Annotated in this window: 15 protein-coding genes; 9 read left to right on the forward strand and 6 right to left on the reverse strand. The window is 44.7% G+C overall.

Features of this window, described 5'->3' with window-relative positions; translation table 11 throughout:
- Positions 1-4: 4 nt before the first annotated feature.
- Positions 5-1015 carry an NAD(P)/FAD-dependent oxidoreductase gene (locus D104_RS33670; RefSeq protein ID WP_024025080.1) on the reverse strand — a complete coding sequence of 337 codons (1011 nt, stop codon included), beginning with the start codon at positions 1013-1015 and terminating at the stop codon, positions 5-7.
- Positions 1016-1184: 169 nt separating this feature from the next.
- Between D104_RS33670 and D104_RS33675 the strand changes: the two genes are divergently transcribed.
- A complete protein-coding gene (locus D104_RS33675) occupies positions 1185-2138 on the forward strand; it encodes a MerR family transcriptional regulator (protein WP_235075950.1) in 954 nt (317 codons plus the stop codon).
- Between the two features lie 87 nt (positions 2139-2225).
- The gene (locus D104_RS33680; RefSeq protein ID WP_024025082.1) at positions 2226-2477 is read left to right on the forward strand and encodes a DUF2061 domain-containing protein; all 252 of its coding nucleotides are present in this window, start codon (positions 2226-2228) and stop codon (positions 2475-2477) included.
- A gap of 66 nt (positions 2478-2543) precedes the next feature.
- On the opposite strand, the gene D104_RS33685 is transcribed toward D104_RS33680, so the two are convergent.
- Positions 2544-3902, reverse strand: a complete 1359-nt coding sequence (locus D104_RS33685; protein WP_024025083.1) for a sodium-dependent transporter — start codon at positions 3900-3902, stop codon at positions 2544-2546.
- A gap of 439 nt (positions 3903-4341) precedes the next feature.
- Here D104_RS33685 and ectA point away from each other — a divergent pair, with 439 nt between their 5' ends.
- The 4 genes from ectA (at position 4342) to D104_RS33705 (ending at position 8401) form a co-directional block, all read left to right on the forward strand.
- Positions 4342-4842: a diaminobutyrate acetyltransferase gene (gene ectA, locus D104_RS33690; protein ID WP_024025084.1), complete on the forward strand. Its 501-nt coding sequence runs from the start codon at positions 4342-4344 to the stop codon at positions 4840-4842.
- 84 nt (positions 4843-4926) lie between these two features.
- Positions 4927-6240, forward strand: a complete 1314-nt coding sequence (ectB, locus tag D104_RS33695) for a diaminobutyrate--2-oxoglutarate transaminase (protein WP_024025085.1) — start codon at positions 4927-4929, stop codon at positions 6238-6240.
- A gap of 70 nt (positions 6241-6310) precedes the next feature.
- Positions 6311-6700 carry an ectoine synthase gene (locus tag D104_RS33700; RefSeq protein ID WP_024025086.1) on the forward strand — a complete coding sequence of 130 codons (390 nt, stop codon included), beginning with the start codon at positions 6311-6313 and terminating at the stop codon, positions 6698-6700.
- A gap of 258 nt (positions 6701-6958) precedes the next feature.
- On the forward strand, positions 6959-8401 hold the full coding sequence (locus D104_RS33705) for an aspartate kinase (RefSeq protein WP_024025087.1): 1443 nt from the start codon (positions 6959-6961) through the stop codon (positions 8399-8401).
- Between the two features lie 135 nt (positions 8402-8536).
- Here D104_RS33705 and D104_RS33710 read toward each other — a convergent pair whose 3' ends face one another.
- Both D104_RS33710 and D104_RS33715 read right to left on the reverse strand, forming a co-directional pair.
- A complete protein-coding gene (locus D104_RS33710) occupies positions 8537-10747 on the reverse strand; it encodes a bifunctional diguanylate cyclase/phosphodiesterase (RefSeq protein WP_024025088.1) in 2211 nt (736 codons plus the stop codon).
- 213 nt (positions 10748-10960) lie between these two features.
- Positions 10961-11545, reverse strand: a complete 585-nt coding sequence (locus D104_RS33715) for a HupE/UreJ family protein (protein ID WP_024025089.1) — start codon at positions 11543-11545, stop codon at positions 10961-10963.
- A 263-nt stretch (positions 11546-11808) separates the two neighbouring features.
- Here D104_RS33715 and D104_RS33720 point away from each other — a divergent pair, with 263 nt between their 5' ends.
- The 3 genes from D104_RS33720 (at position 11809) to D104_RS33730 (ending at position 13620) form a co-directional block, all read left to right on the forward strand.
- The gene (locus D104_RS33720; protein ID WP_024025090.1) at positions 11809-12501 is read left to right on the forward strand and encodes an aspartate/glutamate racemase family protein; all 693 of its coding nucleotides are present in this window, start codon (positions 11809-11811) and stop codon (positions 12499-12501) included.
- A gap of 80 nt (positions 12502-12581) precedes the next feature.
- The gene (locus D104_RS33725; RefSeq protein ID WP_456085357.1) at positions 12582-12800 is read left to right on the forward strand and encodes a DksA/TraR family C4-type zinc finger protein; all 219 of its coding nucleotides are present in this window, start codon (positions 12582-12584) and stop codon (positions 12798-12800) included.
- 235 nt (positions 12801-13035) lie between these two features.
- A complete protein-coding gene (locus D104_RS33730; protein ID WP_024025091.1) occupies positions 13036-13620 on the forward strand; it encodes a hypothetical protein in 585 nt (194 codons plus the stop codon).
- Positions 13621-13716: 96 nt separating this feature from the next.
- On the opposite strand, the gene D104_RS33735 is transcribed toward D104_RS33730, so the two are convergent.
- Together D104_RS33735 and D104_RS33745 are read right to left on the reverse strand one after the other, a co-directional pair.
- Positions 13717-14931, reverse strand: a complete 1215-nt coding sequence (locus tag D104_RS33735) for a phosphoribosyltransferase family protein (protein ID WP_024025092.1) — start codon at positions 14929-14931, stop codon at positions 13717-13719.
- Positions 14932-15317: 386 nt separating this feature from the next.
- Positions 15318-16844: a DUF3612 domain-containing protein gene (locus D104_RS33745; RefSeq protein ID WP_024025094.1), complete on the reverse strand. Its 1527-nt coding sequence runs from the start codon at positions 16842-16844 to the stop codon at positions 15318-15320.
- Between the last annotated feature and the right edge of the window lie 89 nt (positions 16845-16933).

Here is a 16933-nt window from a genome sequence, read left to right on the forward strand (position 1 = left end):
TGCTCTATTGAGCGTTTTTTATCAAATTTGTTAGGGTGATCGCGCTTAATAGCGCACCTTCTGCATCGCCTTGACACAACCAATCTCCGGCGAGTCCTACATGGTGTTCTGGTGCCCATGCGCAATGGTTATTGCCTTTATTTTCAGAAAAACGACTAAGAAACCAGCGGTGCGGTTCGCCATGCTTCAGTACGCGTTGTTCCGTTAGCTCTGAAAAAGCCTGAAGTAAACTTTTAGTAATCCAGATTTTGTCATGGTCTAGGTGTTGTTTTGTCCATTCATCGGTCGCTTGGATTACCCAACGATCGACTTTGTCGCTGTTTCGCATCGGTTTGTAGTTGTCTTTTACCATGCGAGCGAGCGGTGTGTTTTTAGGCTCGATCAACGCATTAAGTTCACTTGTCTCAGTTTCTAACCACATGGCCCATTGTGATTGATAATCGGTGCAGGCTTGATTCGCTCGGAGCAGTAATACAGCCAATTTCTCATTCGTTGCAAGCAGCGCAGCGGCTTGTGGTGCTGGAGCCGTAATAATAATTTTTTTAGCGGACACAACAGGTTGATAGCGGTCGTCTCTTAAAAGCCATTGAGTCTGTTCGCCTATCTCGTCTTGAAGGTGTTCTAAGTGATGAATGCGTGTGTTGGTAATGAGTGTGGCATCGCTCAGCCAATGTCGTGTAATGGTGCTCATTTTAGGCACGCCGACAAAGGCGTGTGATTCGTCGGTGCTGCACTGTTTCCAGACGGCGGCAATGTTTTCTTTGATGAGTGAGTCGAGTAGCGTTTGTGTTGCTTTATTTTTTGCTGAAATAAACGGCGTACCAAGATCGCAACTGATGTCATCGTCTAATCGTTTGCTGCCAGCACGGCCGCCGCTGCCACGACTTTTTTCAATGACACACACGGTCAGGCCGGATTGGGATAGTAGGTGAGCGCACAAGCTTCCCGCCAATCCCGCGCCAATGATGGCGATGTCGAAAGAGGGTATCTGGATCGGGCTAGTTGATGTGTTCATCTGGTATTGCTCCTGCATTTGCGTTGTCTTCTTATACAATATAGAAACTTGTACAAGAAAAGCAATATTATTGTACAAAAAAATATTTGTATAGTTTTTGGCAGTTGTATAAGTTTAGGTCACAATGGGTAAATTACCTTGGATGAATAATGATTTATTGGAAGTGTGTATGAGTCAGTCTAACCAGAATACAGAGTCAAACGCCCAGCAAGCGTTAGAAACATTGGATGAAAAGGCGCTTTTGGATGACTCGTCTTATTTTCCCATCCGTGAGCTATCGCTAAAAACGGGTGTGAATTCTGTCACTCTGCGAGCGTGGGAGCGACGCTACGGTTTACTAAAGCCGAAACGAACCAGCAAAGGCCATCGACTTTACGATCAAGGCGATGTGCTTCGGGTTGAAGGGATATTGCGCTGGATTCAGCAAGGTGTTGCGGTGAGTAAGGTGCGAGCGTTGTTGGATCAAGGCGATTCACCAGAAAACATTACGCTATCGAATGAGTGGTTGGAGTGGCAAGTGGCTTTGGTGTCTGCATCGCGCGCTTTTCAAGACGATAAGATCGAGCAAATGTATCAGCAGATTTTTTCTCAGTACCCTGCGGACATTGCGGTGCGAGATTGGCTATTGCCGAGTTTCGAGACACTGGGAAAGGGCGCCGCATTGACGTTTTGTGAGTCAATTATATTGCCTTGTCTTGTGTCGCGAGTAGCCAGTTTGAAAGCACAACAAAAGCCATCTAAGGGAAAAAGTTCGCCGACGGTTCTCATTACAGGTTTATCGTCTCAGCGAATTTTGTGGTGTTACATGGCAGCGACGATGATGCTCGACAAGGGGATTGCTTGTCGCGTGGTATCAAATGCCATACACACAAACGAGTGGGTCGATTTGCTGGTGGGGACTCAAGCTCAATCCATGTTGGCATTTTGTGACAATGAGCTCGCGTCAAAGGCATCTGATGTCATTGAGCAGATGGCGGAATGGGGGAAGCCTGTGGCGGCCATAGGTGCTGGTTTTTGGTTATCTGCTCATGAATCCAATGTAACGAGTGTGGGGGGTGTGCGGGTGTATTCAGAGGCGCTAGAAGGTGTTACTGAATTCATGACGACGATTATTGTGAAGTAAAAAACTATCAAGTGGATACAGGTAATAAATTTTCAATATGGTTACGTCTCTTCTATTCTGTTAATTCAAGAAAACGAGGAGATCAAAATGACGAAAACCATCAGTTTTGCCGTTATGCATTTTACCATTGCGTTCAGTGTTGCCTATCTTATTACGGGCAGTTTTATTGTCGGAGGTTTGGTGGCGATCGTTGAGCCTGCGATTAATACCGTAGCGTATTATTTCCATGAGATTTTTTGGAATAAGAAGCAGCAACTGAATAAGGGAATAAAGAAAGAGACAGCGCTTAGGAAAGGGTTGCAGGTGCTAGGAGAAAGTTACGCGTTAAAAGCCATGTGACGTGGTATTGACTCCTCGAAGACACCGCTAACGCCAAGCGTTAGCGGTGAGGGAGGTCAACGAGTATTACGTCAATGGATTGATCAAGAAGTACAGAACAACCGCAACGGCGATTGGTGCCGTGAACTTCATTGAGATATTCCACAATTTGAATAGTGTGCCATGAAGCTCTAGTTCTTCTTGTGCAAACTTGTCTTTAACAACCCAACCTGCAAACAGAGCAATCAAGATGCCGCCTAGTGGTAACATGATGTTCGCTGTGATGTAGTCTAAGAAATCAAATGTATTTTTTCCGAATAAGGTCACGTCAGACATGAAGTTGAATGAACCTAGGCAAGCGATACCCAACGCCCAAACCACAACGCCAAGCATGATAGACGCCGTCAAACGTTTCATTTTGAAACGCTCTACCAAGAAAGCAACGGTAGGTTCTAGCAATGAAATGGCCGAAGTCCAAGCTGCAACGCCTACAAGAACGAAGAACAAGGTTCCAAACAGTTGACCAAACGCCATGTGGCCAAACGCAACAGGCAAAGAAATGAACATCAAGCCTGGGCCTGCTGCTGGATCCATACCGTTGGCGAAAATGATTGGGAAAATAGCCAAACCTGCCACAAGTGCAACGAGCGTATCTAATGCACCAATTGCCAATACTGTTTTACCAATAGAAGCGTCTTTGGTCATGTAAGAGCCGTACGCCATGATAGTTCCCATGCCCAAAGAAAGGGTGAAGAACGAATGGCCTAAAGCAATCAACGCTGAATTCCAAGATAGCTGACTGAAATCAACATGGAACATGAAATTCCAGCCTTGCGCAAAACCACCCGTCGACATGGCGTAGCCAAGCAAAATGATCAACAGGACGAACAGCGCAGGCATCATGATGCGTGTCGCTACTTCGATACCTTTGTTGATGCCCGCCGCAACCACAAACACCGTCATAATGCTGAATAGGGTGTGCCAGCCTAACAAAGTGACAGGGTCAGCAAGCAGTGCGCTAAAAGCCGCACCCGCTTCTTCCGTCGTAATATCGGCCATTTCGCCAGTCAGCATGGCTTTGATGTAATGAAGTACCCAGCCGCCAACCACAGAATAGAAAGAGAAGATGAACACACCGGCGAGCATACCGATTGCGCCAATAATGCCCCACTTTTTCGTGCTTTCAGATTCTTCTGCGATATCAATCAATGCGTTGATCGGGTTCTTACGAGCGCGACGACCGATGAATACTTCGGCCATCATGATTGGGATACCAACCAGTAAAATACAAGCCAAGTAAACTAATACGAATGCACCACCGCCATTTTCACCAGTGATGTAAGGGAATTTCCAGATGTTGCCTAAACCGACAGCGGAACCTGTTGCCGCTAAGATGAATATCCAACGGCTCGCCCACGAGCCTTGAATAGATGTTTTATTAGTCATAGTTATCTCTAAGTTATATTGAAAGCAAAAAATATACAGCGATCGAAGTTTGTTTCATGTCAACAATGCGTCTCCCACAACACAGCGTTAAATGAGCGCTAAGTAAGCAAAACTTCGAATAGGGGCGGGATTTTCCGAATTTAGACGCATATATGCAACAAAAAATGAATTTTTATGATGATTTCTTCGAATTTCCCTATTTTTACTGAGGGTATTGAGGTGTGATTTAAAATGATATTACGACTGTAATAATTAGACATCTAACTAATGGCTGGACTCAATTTTAGTTTTAGGTATAATGATTAGACATCAAACCATATTGCCTTGATCGACCGAGTCTCTGTTTTATTTCATATAAAACAGGGGCTTTTTTCTGTTTTATAAAAATAGATTGAGATTATGTTGGATTTTAATACTTTGTTTTCTAATGGATTTTATTATGTTTGTCGATGAGATTACTTTTAGTGCTCCCAGTGCGCTTGACGGAATGTCAGTTCATCAGCTGGTGGCGTCTTGTCCTCCTCTGGACACCAATTCTGTCTATTGTAATTTGCTGCAAGCCAGTCATTTTAGCGACACCTCTGTCATGGCGACGTCGAAAGACGCTCAGCTTTTGGGTTTCGTCTCTGGCTATATCATCCCAAATAAAGTGGACACTTTATTTGTTTGGCAAGTGGCCGTGGGTGATAAAGCGCGCGGTCAAGGCTTGGCAAAAAAAATGGTTTCCTCACTGCTTGAACGATCTAGATGTTTGAGTGTGCGTTACATCGAAACCAGTATTACCGCTTCTAATGAAGGTTCTTGGGCCTTATTTCGACGCCTTGCCGAACAGCTCGGCGCACCGTTAGAAGAATCTGTGATGTTTGATAAACAAACTCATTTCAACGGCCTGCATGACACTGAGTATCTCGTCAGAATCGGCCCATTTCATTCTAATTGAAAAAATACGATGAGCTAGAAAGCCAGGCTTTTGCTCTCCACTTTTTTCAAGCACAGCTTAAATAATTTAAAGGACGCTAAAAATATGAAAATTTTTGAAGAAATCGAATCAGAAGTTCAATCCTATGCACGTGCTTTTCCTCGTGTTTTTCACCGAGCAAAAGGCGTTTATCTCTACGATCAAGAAGGCAATCAATACCTAGACTTCTTAGCTGGCGCAGGCACGCTGAACTACGGCCATAACAATCCCATTTTCAAAGAAGAATTGGTGAAATACATTCTAGACGATGGCATTACTCACGGTCTTGATATGCACACCAAAGCGAAAGGTGAGTTTCTAGAAGCGTTTAAAGAGCACATTCTAGAGCCGCGCGGATTGGAATACATGATGCAGTTTACTGGCCCAACAGGCACGAACGCGGTAGAAGCGGCGCTTAAATTGGCTCGAAATGTAACGGGTCGTGAAAACATCATCAGTTTCACCAATGGCTTTCATGGTTGCAGTTTGGGTGCGTTGTCTGTCACGGGTAACTCACATCACCGTGGCGCAGCGGGCCTAAGTTTGGGGGCTGGTGTATCGACGGTACCGTTTGATGGCTACTTAGGTGAAGGCATTGAAACAACAGAATACCTCGACAAAGTATTGTCTGATTCCAGTAGTGGTGTGGACATGCCAGCGGCGGTAATCGTCGAAACCGTACAGGGCGAAGGGGGGATTAATGTGGCCAGTTTTGGTTGGTTGCAGAACCTTGAAGCCGTTTGTAAGAAGCATGGCGTTCTGTTGATTGTGGATGATATTCAAGCAGGCTGTGGTCGAACGGGAACCTTCTTTAGTTTTGAAGGCGCTGGCATCACGCCGGATATCGTAACCATGTCGAAATCACTTAGCGGTTATGGGTTGCCCTTTGCGGTTGTGTTAATGCGTCCAGAGCTGGATGAGTGGAAACCTGGTGAACACAATGGGACTTTTCGTGGCAATAACCTTGCGTTTGTGACCGCCAAAGTCGCGATTGAAACCTATTGGAAAGACGATGCGTTCGAAAAAGAAATAAAACGCAAAGGCGAATACATCCATCAGCGCACGCAATCCATTATCAATGAATTTGGTGAAGGTAACTTCATTGTTCAAGGTCGAGGCATGATGCGCGGTATTAACTGTGTAAGTGGCGAGCTGGCGAACAAAATCACCAAAAAATGTTTCCAAAATGGCCTGATGATAGAAACCTCTGGCGCGGATGATCAAGTGGTGAAGTTCCTTTGTCCTTTGATTATTAGCGACGAAGAATTGAAGTCTGGTATTGATATTTTAGAGCAAGCGATACGTGAGGTGTGTGCCAAAGAAGACGACATGCCAGAAGCGAAAAGTTACTTTGATGAAAACTACGACATTGCGGTCTAACTAACGCATTCAGAAACCGCTTATTTGTGACGGTGTGATGCACCGTTTGAACGAGGATTAGGAGAGAAAAATGTTTGCACGTGATTTAGCAGAATGTGAAAAAACTGACCGCCGAGTAGTGTCTCCAGACGGAAATTGGGAAAGTACTCGTTTGATATTGAAAGAAGACAACATGGGTTTTTCATTTCATATTACGACGATTTATGAAGGCAAAGACTTCGATATGCATTACCAGAATCATCTTGAATCTGTGTACTGTATTTCGGGTGAGGGTGAAGTAGAAAGCCGAGAAACGGGACAAAAACATGCCATCAAACCGGGCGTTGTGTATGTGCTGGATAAACACGATCCACACACGCTTCGCGCGTTCAAAGAACTGAAATTGGCGTGTGTCTTTAACCCACCCATCACGGGAAAAGAAGTTCATAACGCAGACGGTGCGTATGACATACTAGAATAACTCACGCGCTTTACAGGCGAACGATCTGGCACGACATCTTAGATGTGTCAGATCGCCTTTTTGGGGGAATTCCTCTCAGTCATTTTTTTCATCGCTTATCAAGTCTTTAATGGTGGCTAAAAAGTGTGCAAAGTCTGTTGATTTGGACGCATTAGCGACGATTAATGCTTAAAATTTCCGCAGCCTTATGACAATATAGCGACAGTTTCTGACTTTGGTCGACACTTCCCCCCGACAGCTTAATAAATTGGATTCATAATGGGACAACATACAGTTGAGAAAATCGGCGGAACGTCAATGAGTGACTACCGTTCGGTTCGAGATAATATAATTTTCAAACCTGCTCAAACAGACGATATGCATCAACGCATTTTTGTTGTGTCAGCCTATGCCGGAATGACGGACAAACTGTTGGAACATAAAAAAACGGGCGATGCGGGTGTGTATGCTTTATTCGCTCATGAGCGTAAACAAAACAATTGGTTTCCAGCGCTGCAAGACGTACGCAGCGCGATGTTGGAAATCAACCATGCTTTGTTTGAAACCGGCGAATTACGTAATAAAGCCGATGCTTTTTTAAACAGCCGTTTGAAAGAAGCGCAAGAATGCTTAGAAGACTTACACCGTCTTTGTCAGCATGGCCATTTTTCGATTAGCGAGCACCTCGCTACTGTACGAGAAATGCTTGCCAGTATCGGTGAAGCGCACAGTGCTTGGAATACCGCACACCTTTTACAGCGTGACGGAGTGAATGCCGTATACGTTGATTTGACAGGCTGGAACAGCCCAAGTCATATGTCGCTTGATGAGCGAATTATTGATGCTTTCAAAGACGTTGACTTGAGCAAAGAGCTTCCGATTACAACCGGTTATGCGCACAGCGAAACGGGTTTAATGTCGACGTTTGACCGAGGTTACAGCGAGATGACGTTCAGTCGCATCGCCGTGCTGACGGAAGCGCGTGAAGCGGTTATTCACAAAGAATTCCATTTGAGCAGTGCCGACCCTCGTTTAGTGGGTGAAAGCAAAGCGGTGCCGATTGGTCGAACAAACTACGATGTCGCAGACCAACTGGCGAATCTTGGGATGGAAGCGATTCACCCAAAAGCAGCCAAAGGCTTACGTCAAAGTGGTATTTCATTACGAGTGAAAAACACGTTTGAGCCCGATCATACGGGGACATTAATTACCGGTGATTACGTGAGTGATGCGCCTTGTGTTGAAATCATTGCAGGTTGCCGAGGCGTGTTTGCGGTTGAGCTGTTCGACCAAGACATGGCTGGCGACATCGATAAATTTGATGTGGCAATTTTGAAAGTATTAAACCAATTTAATGCGCACATTATTGCCAAAGACATCAATGCGAACACGATTACGCACTATTTAGCGATTAATTTGAAAACGCTAAAACGCGTCATGAAAGTGTTGCAAGAGCGTTTTTCAGAAGCGGAAATTACGCAACGCAAAGTGGCGATTGTTTCTGCGATTGGCAGTGATATGAAAACCACTGGTATGTTGGCAAAGGCAGTAAAAGCCATCGCAGAGCAAGAAGTGAATGTCTTAGCAATGCACCAATCAATGCGTCAGGTCGACATGCAGTTTGTGGTTGATGAAGAAGACTACGAAAAAGCGATTTGCAGTTTGCATAAAGAGCTCGTGGAAGTGCACAACCATGGTCGTGCAATTTGCTTAGCGTCTTAATGATGTAAGCGCGTATATGATGATCAAAAGGCCCCAAACGTTCTGCGCTTGGGGCCTTTTTTTTATGACATTTTCACTCTGTGTTTCTGTCGCCTTTTGAATTTTGAGCTTATCTGGCAACGCTTAAACATTACATTATGAGGGCAGGCTTTCATCTTGATGGACAATTGGCTGTCCTTGGTTGAACTCTTCAGCAATCACGGCTTTGCTAACATAAAACCCTTGTCCTAAGTCGCATTCGAACGCCGCTAACATAGTCCATTGCTCCCTTGTTTCTATCCCTTCTGCCAATACTTTAATGTTTAATTTATGCGCCATCGCAATAATGGCTTCGACGATTTCTCGGTCATCAGGGTCTTTTTCTAAATCCATAACAAAACTGCGGTCGATTTTTACTAAATCCACTGGGAGATTTTTAAGCTGGGAAAGAGAAGAATAGCCAGTGCCAAAGTCATCAATGGCAATGCATATCCCCATGTCTTTAAAGGTTTGCAGCAAACTTCTCGCTAACGTGACGTCTTCAAGAATTGAGGTCTCTGTGACTTCAAAGCCAAGTGACGTGGCCGGTACGTGATATTGTGCTAACAAATCTTGAACCAAGGTGACAAAGTGAGGGTCAGACAGTTGCTTCGATGAGAGGTTAATGTGCAGCAATATATCGGGTCTGCCCTCTTGTTTTCGACTCGCTAAATATTGAATGCTGTTTTCGAGAACCCAGTATCCTAATTCGACAATTTGACCTGTCGTTTCAGCAAGTGGAATAAACTCGTCGGGAAAAATAAGACCTTTTTCAGGGTGATTCCAACGAATAAGCGCTTCGGCGCCAAGCACATGGTTGGTTTTTAGATTGAACTGCGGCTGGAAGTACAGTTCAAATTCGTGCTCTTGCAACGCTTGTGATAGGTCCTCTTCTGCTTTGATCAAGTTATGCGTATTGATCTTCATTTTTTCAGTATAGAAGGAGAACTGATTTTTCCCTTGAGACTTCGCTTGGTAGAGCGCCATGTCGGCATTTTGCATGATAGTGACTAGGTCATAACCATGCTCTGGAATCATCGCAATGCCTAATGATGTGCTGAGTATGTATTCTCTGTTGTTCATTTTTAACGGTGTGCGAATGCACGCTAATATTCTATTGGCGTGCGCTTCGGCGTCTTTTTTATCAATAATATCGCCAATCAAAATACCGAACTCGTCACCGCCTAACCGTACGACAAAATCTGAGTGGCCTTTTAATTGATTTAAACGATCGGCCACAACAGCAAGCACTCTATCGCCTTCATCATGACCTATGGTGTCATTAATGCGTTTGAAGTTATCCAGATCAAAATAGATAAAAGCAGAGATGCGTTTGCGTTTTTGGTTGTTGTACAGTGTTTGGGGCAAGCTGTCTTTAAGGTATCGACGATTGGGCAAACCCGTCAATGGATCTAGATAGGCAAGCTCTTGAAGTTCAATGGTTTTTTCTTTGACAAGATGCCTCAACCTAAGCGGCTGAATCAGAATTGCGTACAGAGCAATGGAGAGTAGAAACGCCACAAAAATACTGATGGCGTAACCGGTGATACTGCGTTTTATGAGCGGCGTGTCTAAGTCTCTGCTTATGCTGAGCGTCCAAATACCAACTGGAAGAACCAACTCAGTTGACACCTGAATGTCAGAGAGGGCGGCCAAAGAAGAGGACAGCGTGATGATTTTATTGGTGTCAGTGTGTCTTCTTGACAGACTGTATTGGAAACCTCTGTTTTCAAGCTGTTTTAAATCTGTTGCTTCGAGCAGGTTATCTAGATAAACAATGGCGGAAGCCAGCCCCCAAAACAGTTCTTTTTGAGTGCCTCTATTGAGAAATATAGGCGCACGGCTAATCACCGCGACGCCGCCTTGTACCAATGGAACAGGGCCAATGGCAAATAGCTTCTTATTGTTGATGGCCAATAATGCCTCATCTCTAAATTGATCTGGAGAGACAACATCGAAGCCGATGGCGCTTTCATTGCCTTTTAAAGGGTAGATATTGGTGATAATACCATTTGGTGCGAGCTGAAGGTTTTCAACGCCACCAATCGACTTGATTAGGGTATTGGCGTACGCATTAAACCATTCAACATTGCCGTCATTGTGCTCTACTTCATACGCTAAAATTTGAGCGGAAGTAAACGCGGATGAAAGACGACGCTCTAAAATGGAAGCTTGTGAACTGGCTAGACCCTGTAAGATGGATTTTTGTTGATTAACGATTGAATCGTTCGTTGAACGGGTCAAATAAGCGCCTAGCACGGTAATAATACAAAAAGTAATACACGAAACGACAATGGCGGAGGGCTGTTTAAACGCTGTTTCTTTCAATCAATTATCCTTAATTCTGCTGACTCACAAGCACACAGAATGATACAGATAAAAAAAATATTGGTGCTTCAATTTTTGTAATTAAATGTGCAAAAAATGAGCGAAATGACAGGGAGTAAGTGTGAAATGTAATAGACCGTGAGCAAGACGACGGAATAGAAAGTACAGTCACAGAGCTTCGTTTAGAACGGAAGCCCCATGACTAAGCTGAAACTAGGCGATTGCTAGAAACAATCCCGCTACGGCAATTAAGCTGCCAGTAACGCGAGTCACGATAGGTGCTTGGAAGCGAGCAATGGCAGAGCCAAAACCGATACCAACAACGTGCAATAACGCCGTCGCAGCCGCAAAACCAAGTGCGTATTCTGCACCATTTGCATTAAGTGGCATTTCTAAGCCATGAGCCGCACCGTGGAAAACAGCAAACAAAGCCGCAATACCAGCGCAAACCGCAACAGGGAATCGTGCGGCACCCACTAACAATACGCCCATTAGAACCACGGACAAAACAATGCCTTGCTCGATAAAAGGCACTTGAATGCCAGCCACGGATAAACCGCCGCCGATCAACATAGTACCAACAAATGCTGCAGGCACCGCCCATAATGGGCGTCCGCCAAGGCTTGCCGCCCAAAGACCAATCGCCAACATCGCCAATAAATGATCCAAGCCACCCATAGGGTGCATAAAACCAGTCATAAAGCTTGTTGTGTGTTCGTGACCAGGGTGAGCCAATGCAAGAGCGGGAATGACAGCAATCAGTGCGGCTAATCCCATTTTTAGCGTAGATAAACGCATAATGTAATCTCCAAGAAAATGAGTGTGAAGAGCCCAAATAAAACGGCCTTCTCTAAACCACCGCTCTTGCGGCTGGAATGGAAGATTCTAACATAGCCGAAGAAAGGATAAATTGAATGATACGGTCAAAAGTGAACGTTTTTTTCAACTTCGAGAGAAATAAACAATACAGAAGGCGGATTTTTATGACTTCTTTTGTCTCTCTTATTCCACACAAGGCTTTGTTATATTGATTCTTAAACACCACTTTTTGGGAGAATAAAATGAAAACGATTGGCATGTTAGGAGGAATGAGCTGGGAATCAACCGCCAGTTACTACAAGGCGCTTAATGAAGGCATTAAAGAGGAATTGGGCGGCCTGCATTCCGCTAAGATTGTTTTGTACAGTGTCGACTTTGCTGACATTGAAACGTTACAGCACCAAGGTAAATGGGCGGAGACGGCGGACATATTATCCAAAGCAGCAAAGTCGCTAGAGCAGGCTGGCGCCGACTTCCTCATGATTTGTACCAATACCATGCATAAAGTTGCTCCTGACATTCAAACCAACATCGATATTCCTATCTTGCATATAGCAGATGCAACCGCGCAAAACTTGATTCTAGATGGTATTACTAAAGTGGGTTTGCTCGGCACCCGATTTACTATGGAACAAGACTTTTATAAGGGGCGATTGACGGACAAATTTGGCATAGAGGTTGTGGTTCCGAATGCAGAGGATCAAACTATTGTTCACGACATCATTTACAACGAACTGTGCCTCGGCGTGATTAACGATGAATCTAAACATCACTACAGAAACATCATCGACAAGCTCCATAAAAAAGGCGCTCAAGCCGTCATATTAGGTTGCACAGAAATCGCCTTGCTTATCAAGCAAACGGATACCAACGTGCATTTATACGACACGACAGAAATCCATGCACAGCATGGGGTTAAAATGGCCTTGTCTTGAATCATTGACTCCTAATACAAATAAGTTATGCCTAAAAGTGAGCAATGGGCTACTTTTGATAGAAGCTAAGAGGATTTAATATGGCTAGTGGTTGGGCGCAAGATGGTGCGGTGCAAGATCAAATAGACGCGACAGTGGACTCCGAAGTGGAGCGAGCGAAAAACAGTATGCCAAAAGGCGAAAGCCTGACCCATTGTGAGGAATGCGACGCGGTCATTCCTGAGTCTCGCCGCAAGGCTATTTCAGGTGTGCGTTTGTGCATTCAATGTCAATCTGACAGGTCGAACGGCGCTGTATAATCGAGCGGGAAGCAAAGACAGCCAGCTACGTTAAGCCTTTTTACGGCGTGAACCGTTTTATTTATTCCTAAGTTTCATTGATCTATGTAGGGCGTTCCTCGCATTGTTGATGCTTTTTGCCGCGAATTTTCCCTGTTTGATCTTCTTCAATATGGTAAAGTTCGCCTATCTAAAAGCGTGTTTATGACGGCGAGTCTAGCACTCTGTATCTTTCAGAATATATAAGGATGAGGTTGTGGCAGACACTTACTCAACAGAGGTTAATAAGTTAGAGAAACTTCGCGCGGCTTGGTTGCCGGCGGTTGAGTTTCTTTTTGGTGAAGCAGTAGATGATGCCACGTTTGATGGTTTTGAAGTGCGTGATGATATCGCAAAACCAGGTGCGGTATTTGCTCATGTGAACGAGCCACACCGTTACAAGATCCAGATGCCTGTCCGCGTATTCACCAATGATGTCATGTTGCTGGCCGACGTGATTCAAGAAATGGTACGAGGTTTGTACCCAATTGGTTCAGAAGGCGCGAAAAAGCCTGCGCTGTGTGAAGGCGTTGCTGTATTTGGCGCGATTACCGCAATCAAACAAGTGTTCGGTGAAGAGAGCGTTGACTCATATTTGAATGCATTGAAAGAGCAAGCGTTCCCTTATTATGATGCGTTTTCTTATGTCGCCGTTTTGCTAGCCGAAGATCCGCATGCCATTAAAAAACTGCGAAGCGTTCAGCCTTTCTTGTACAGAGTAGAGAGAGCTGACTTTGAAACTGCCGGTGTTGAAATTGACCGAAAAATTAAAGACATTCTGTTGCTAGCCTTCCGTGCTTAATGATTAGGCGCGGCAATGGAAAGTTGAGTGATTGAACTGACGGTATTGATAGAATCATAAAGCCACCCAATAGTCTGATATTGGGCGGCTTTTTTGTTATTTAGGTTGCAGTTCGTGCAACTCTTCGCTGAACCAAATTTTGCGTTTGAAGCGAGGGTTTTTCGATGACATATCGATTTTGTATGGGTTTTGCTCGTGGGTTTGTGGCAAGTCGAGAATGTTACACAGCTCTTGAGCAAGCCATTTTTCCACTTTCAGAACGACCATCTTCTTACGTAAACGGCCTTGTTCATCACGGTTCAAAATCGTAGGCAGGGTATTTAACGTTAAAATTTCGCCCAATGCAGGGTGCGCCATTCTTTCACGGCCTTCGTCGCTGGCATAAAAGTGCGATACAGCAAACACCATGCGTTGAGGATTAATCTGCTTTAAGAATTGGCAAGATTTCACCACGGTAGAGCCTGTGCGAACCATGTCGTCGAATAAGACAATGCTGGCACCGTCTAAGCCGTCGAATGTGTGTTCGCTTTCTTTATGCAGCGTAATTTCAACTTTACGTTCGTTGGTGCGTTCTTTGTCGAGCATGATGAACTTGGCTTTTTTCAGGCCAAGTGTTTTGTACATTTCTTTTACGAAATCACGCGCGCCTTTGTCTGGTGCACACAATACAAGGCCTTCGCCGTCTTCGCCGTAATGCAAAATATCTGAATTTAGCAAATAGTGCGCGTAGATTTCATACGGGATTAGATTGTGGAAATCGCCTTCGAAGACTTCAGTAAAGATTTTTTGTACAGAATCAGAATGGTTATGGATCGTCATCACGGTGTCGACACCCGATAACTTAAGCATTTGCGCGTACAGTTTTGCGGTGAAAGGTTGACCGTCAAATTTCTTAACGTCCTTAATATCACGTTCAAAACTGGTTTCGCCTAAACTAAGGTGCGGGCCGCGATCTTGTGCACTGTAGAACAGATCTGGCTCCACCAAGATCACGCGAGCGGCGCCGTTTTCTTTGGCGGCACGGGCGATGATAAAGTTCGACATGGCGAGTTCTTGGCGGCTTTTTACATGACTGCCAGTACTGACAATAATGACAGATTTACCCTTTAGTTTGCGGCCAATTTTATCGAAGTCCGCCTCGTCAGAAATAAATCGAGGACAAAATTCAGAGTTCATGAACTGCTTCATACTGATCAAATCAGCGATATCATCGTACTGTCCCATTGCATAGGCAATGTCGATGGCAAATGGATTATCAGAAGAGTTACTAACAACTACGACATTAGTTGACTGACTGGTCGACAAAGTCATTAAAGATCCTTAACGAAGGGGTTGGGGATTTGCGCAGATTTTAATACTTGTAGGCTTTTTTCGATAGGGTTGATTGCGGATAAATGTCAATTTCCTGTCAAAGAGGTGTGGCGATGTTTTTTATTTACAAAAACGCTTCCGTTAAGTGCGCTTATGGCCTGTTTTTCGTTAGTTTTTTTCACGTTGGCTGGCATTAGGTAGAAGATGAAATTGGTTCTCATTTGTTTGTTTTATAAACAAGCAACCTTAAATGACACACATTTCAATATGATTTCTATTGTATGCCGTTGGCGCGAACAAAAAACCTGTGGTGTTTTCGCAAACGATGTCCATGACGCAAGTAAATGCCACAAGGTTTTGTTCTTCACGATGGTTATTGAATGCGATTAATGCCCTTCACATTGCTTGTAACAACTTGGTGATCTTGGGCAAACGGCACCGCGTGAGCAGATCAGCCGAGCGTCGCTTTCTATGCCGCGTTCAACCCAGTTGATATTGAGGATTTTCGCCACGCTCATCAGGTCTTTCTTAATGTTTTTCGGAATATGAGACGATCCACCACCAGTGACACAAGCTTGTTTTAAGTCATCGGCAATCGAAATGGCGTCTTTGCCTTGTGCGTTGATCGCTGGGTTGAGGTCAATACCAGAACACAATACATGGCTGTTGCCCGCGAGATCTTGCACCTTTATGGATTCGCACGCGTAAATACGCGGTTCGTCTCCGACATTAAGAATGGATATTTGCGCCGATGAGCCCGTGCTCGGCTCGCTGATTTTTCGGAAAACCGCCCAATGCTGACAAGGGTCTTCCACCATGCTCATGTTTCCCCACGGCAGAGGAATGCCATTGCCACGGTAAACCGCTTTGAGTTTTCCCGGTGCGTAAGCGTCGAAATAATGCCAATGAGGGTAAGGGGAGGTGGCGGTCATTCTGCGCATGGCAACGGATTCAGAAACGCCTGCCAATTGTGCTGTGTTGATCTCGTAACCATTGCGATCCAGCATGTGCCGAAACGGTATTTTAGGGCAAAGCAACGCACCCGCAAAAAAGCTGCACTCGAAGTCGCGCCACGCGTGCAGAATGTCTTGTGCGTCCATGCCAGAGGATTGCATTTTGGAGTGTTGAGCTTGCAGAGGTGAAATTTCATTTCGTCCGGTGACCAACACATTTTTCATGCCGTCTTTGTCGTGTAAGACCGTATGGCCAATGTGTACCGCAAGATTGTATTTCAAACGCTGCGGTTGGGATTTCATTATTTGGTTGATGTAAATCGTGCTTGGCGGATCAAAAAAAGACGTCACAACATGGCTTTGGTCAATGCCCATGCTTTCCAAAACAGACAATGGTGTTTTACGAAACCATTTAATCTGCAATCCCATTTGTTTGGTGATGGCGACGATGTCATCCAGGCTTAATGGCAGGCGTTTTAACCCCACATCTTCGGCGGCGCGTTCTAAGTCAGGGAAATGATTTTGATGGTGTTCTTGGTGGGCACGAATGAGCAAGTGAGCAAATTGGCGGCCACTGGTGCCGGTCTGAGAGAGCATCTCGGGAATGGCGATTTGCAATATCTCTTTCGAGAACAAGAAATTCGGTTCCAGTGCCATGCCACTGATGCCACCACCGGATCCTTTTGACGGTGTAATGGCGTCTTCTTCTGGAATATCGTCCAGAAACCATTCGACATTTTTTTGGAAAACGCTGGCAATAACCTCCAAAACGTCTTCGCTAGGAATGCGTTTTCCTCTTTCTATCATCGATAAATAGGACACAGATGGCGCGGATTCGGCGTCGACTTTTATGCATCTCGCCGATAGGTCTTCCATCGTCAAACGGTTGCGTTTACGGAGGTTGCGGATCTTTGTACCCAAAAAATGGGCTTTGCGATTTAAGCTATTTTTATTTTTCATTTTTGTAAAATTTACACTGTGTAATTCTTATTGTGAAATTTTAGCTTAGTTGGGCATAGACTATAAATCAAGCAAACGGGAACGGTTTT

This window comes from Marinomonas profundimaris (genome assembly GCF_000508165.1).
GTDB lineage: Bacteria > Pseudomonadota > Gammaproteobacteria > Pseudomonadales > Marinomonadaceae > Marinomonas > Marinomonas profundimaris.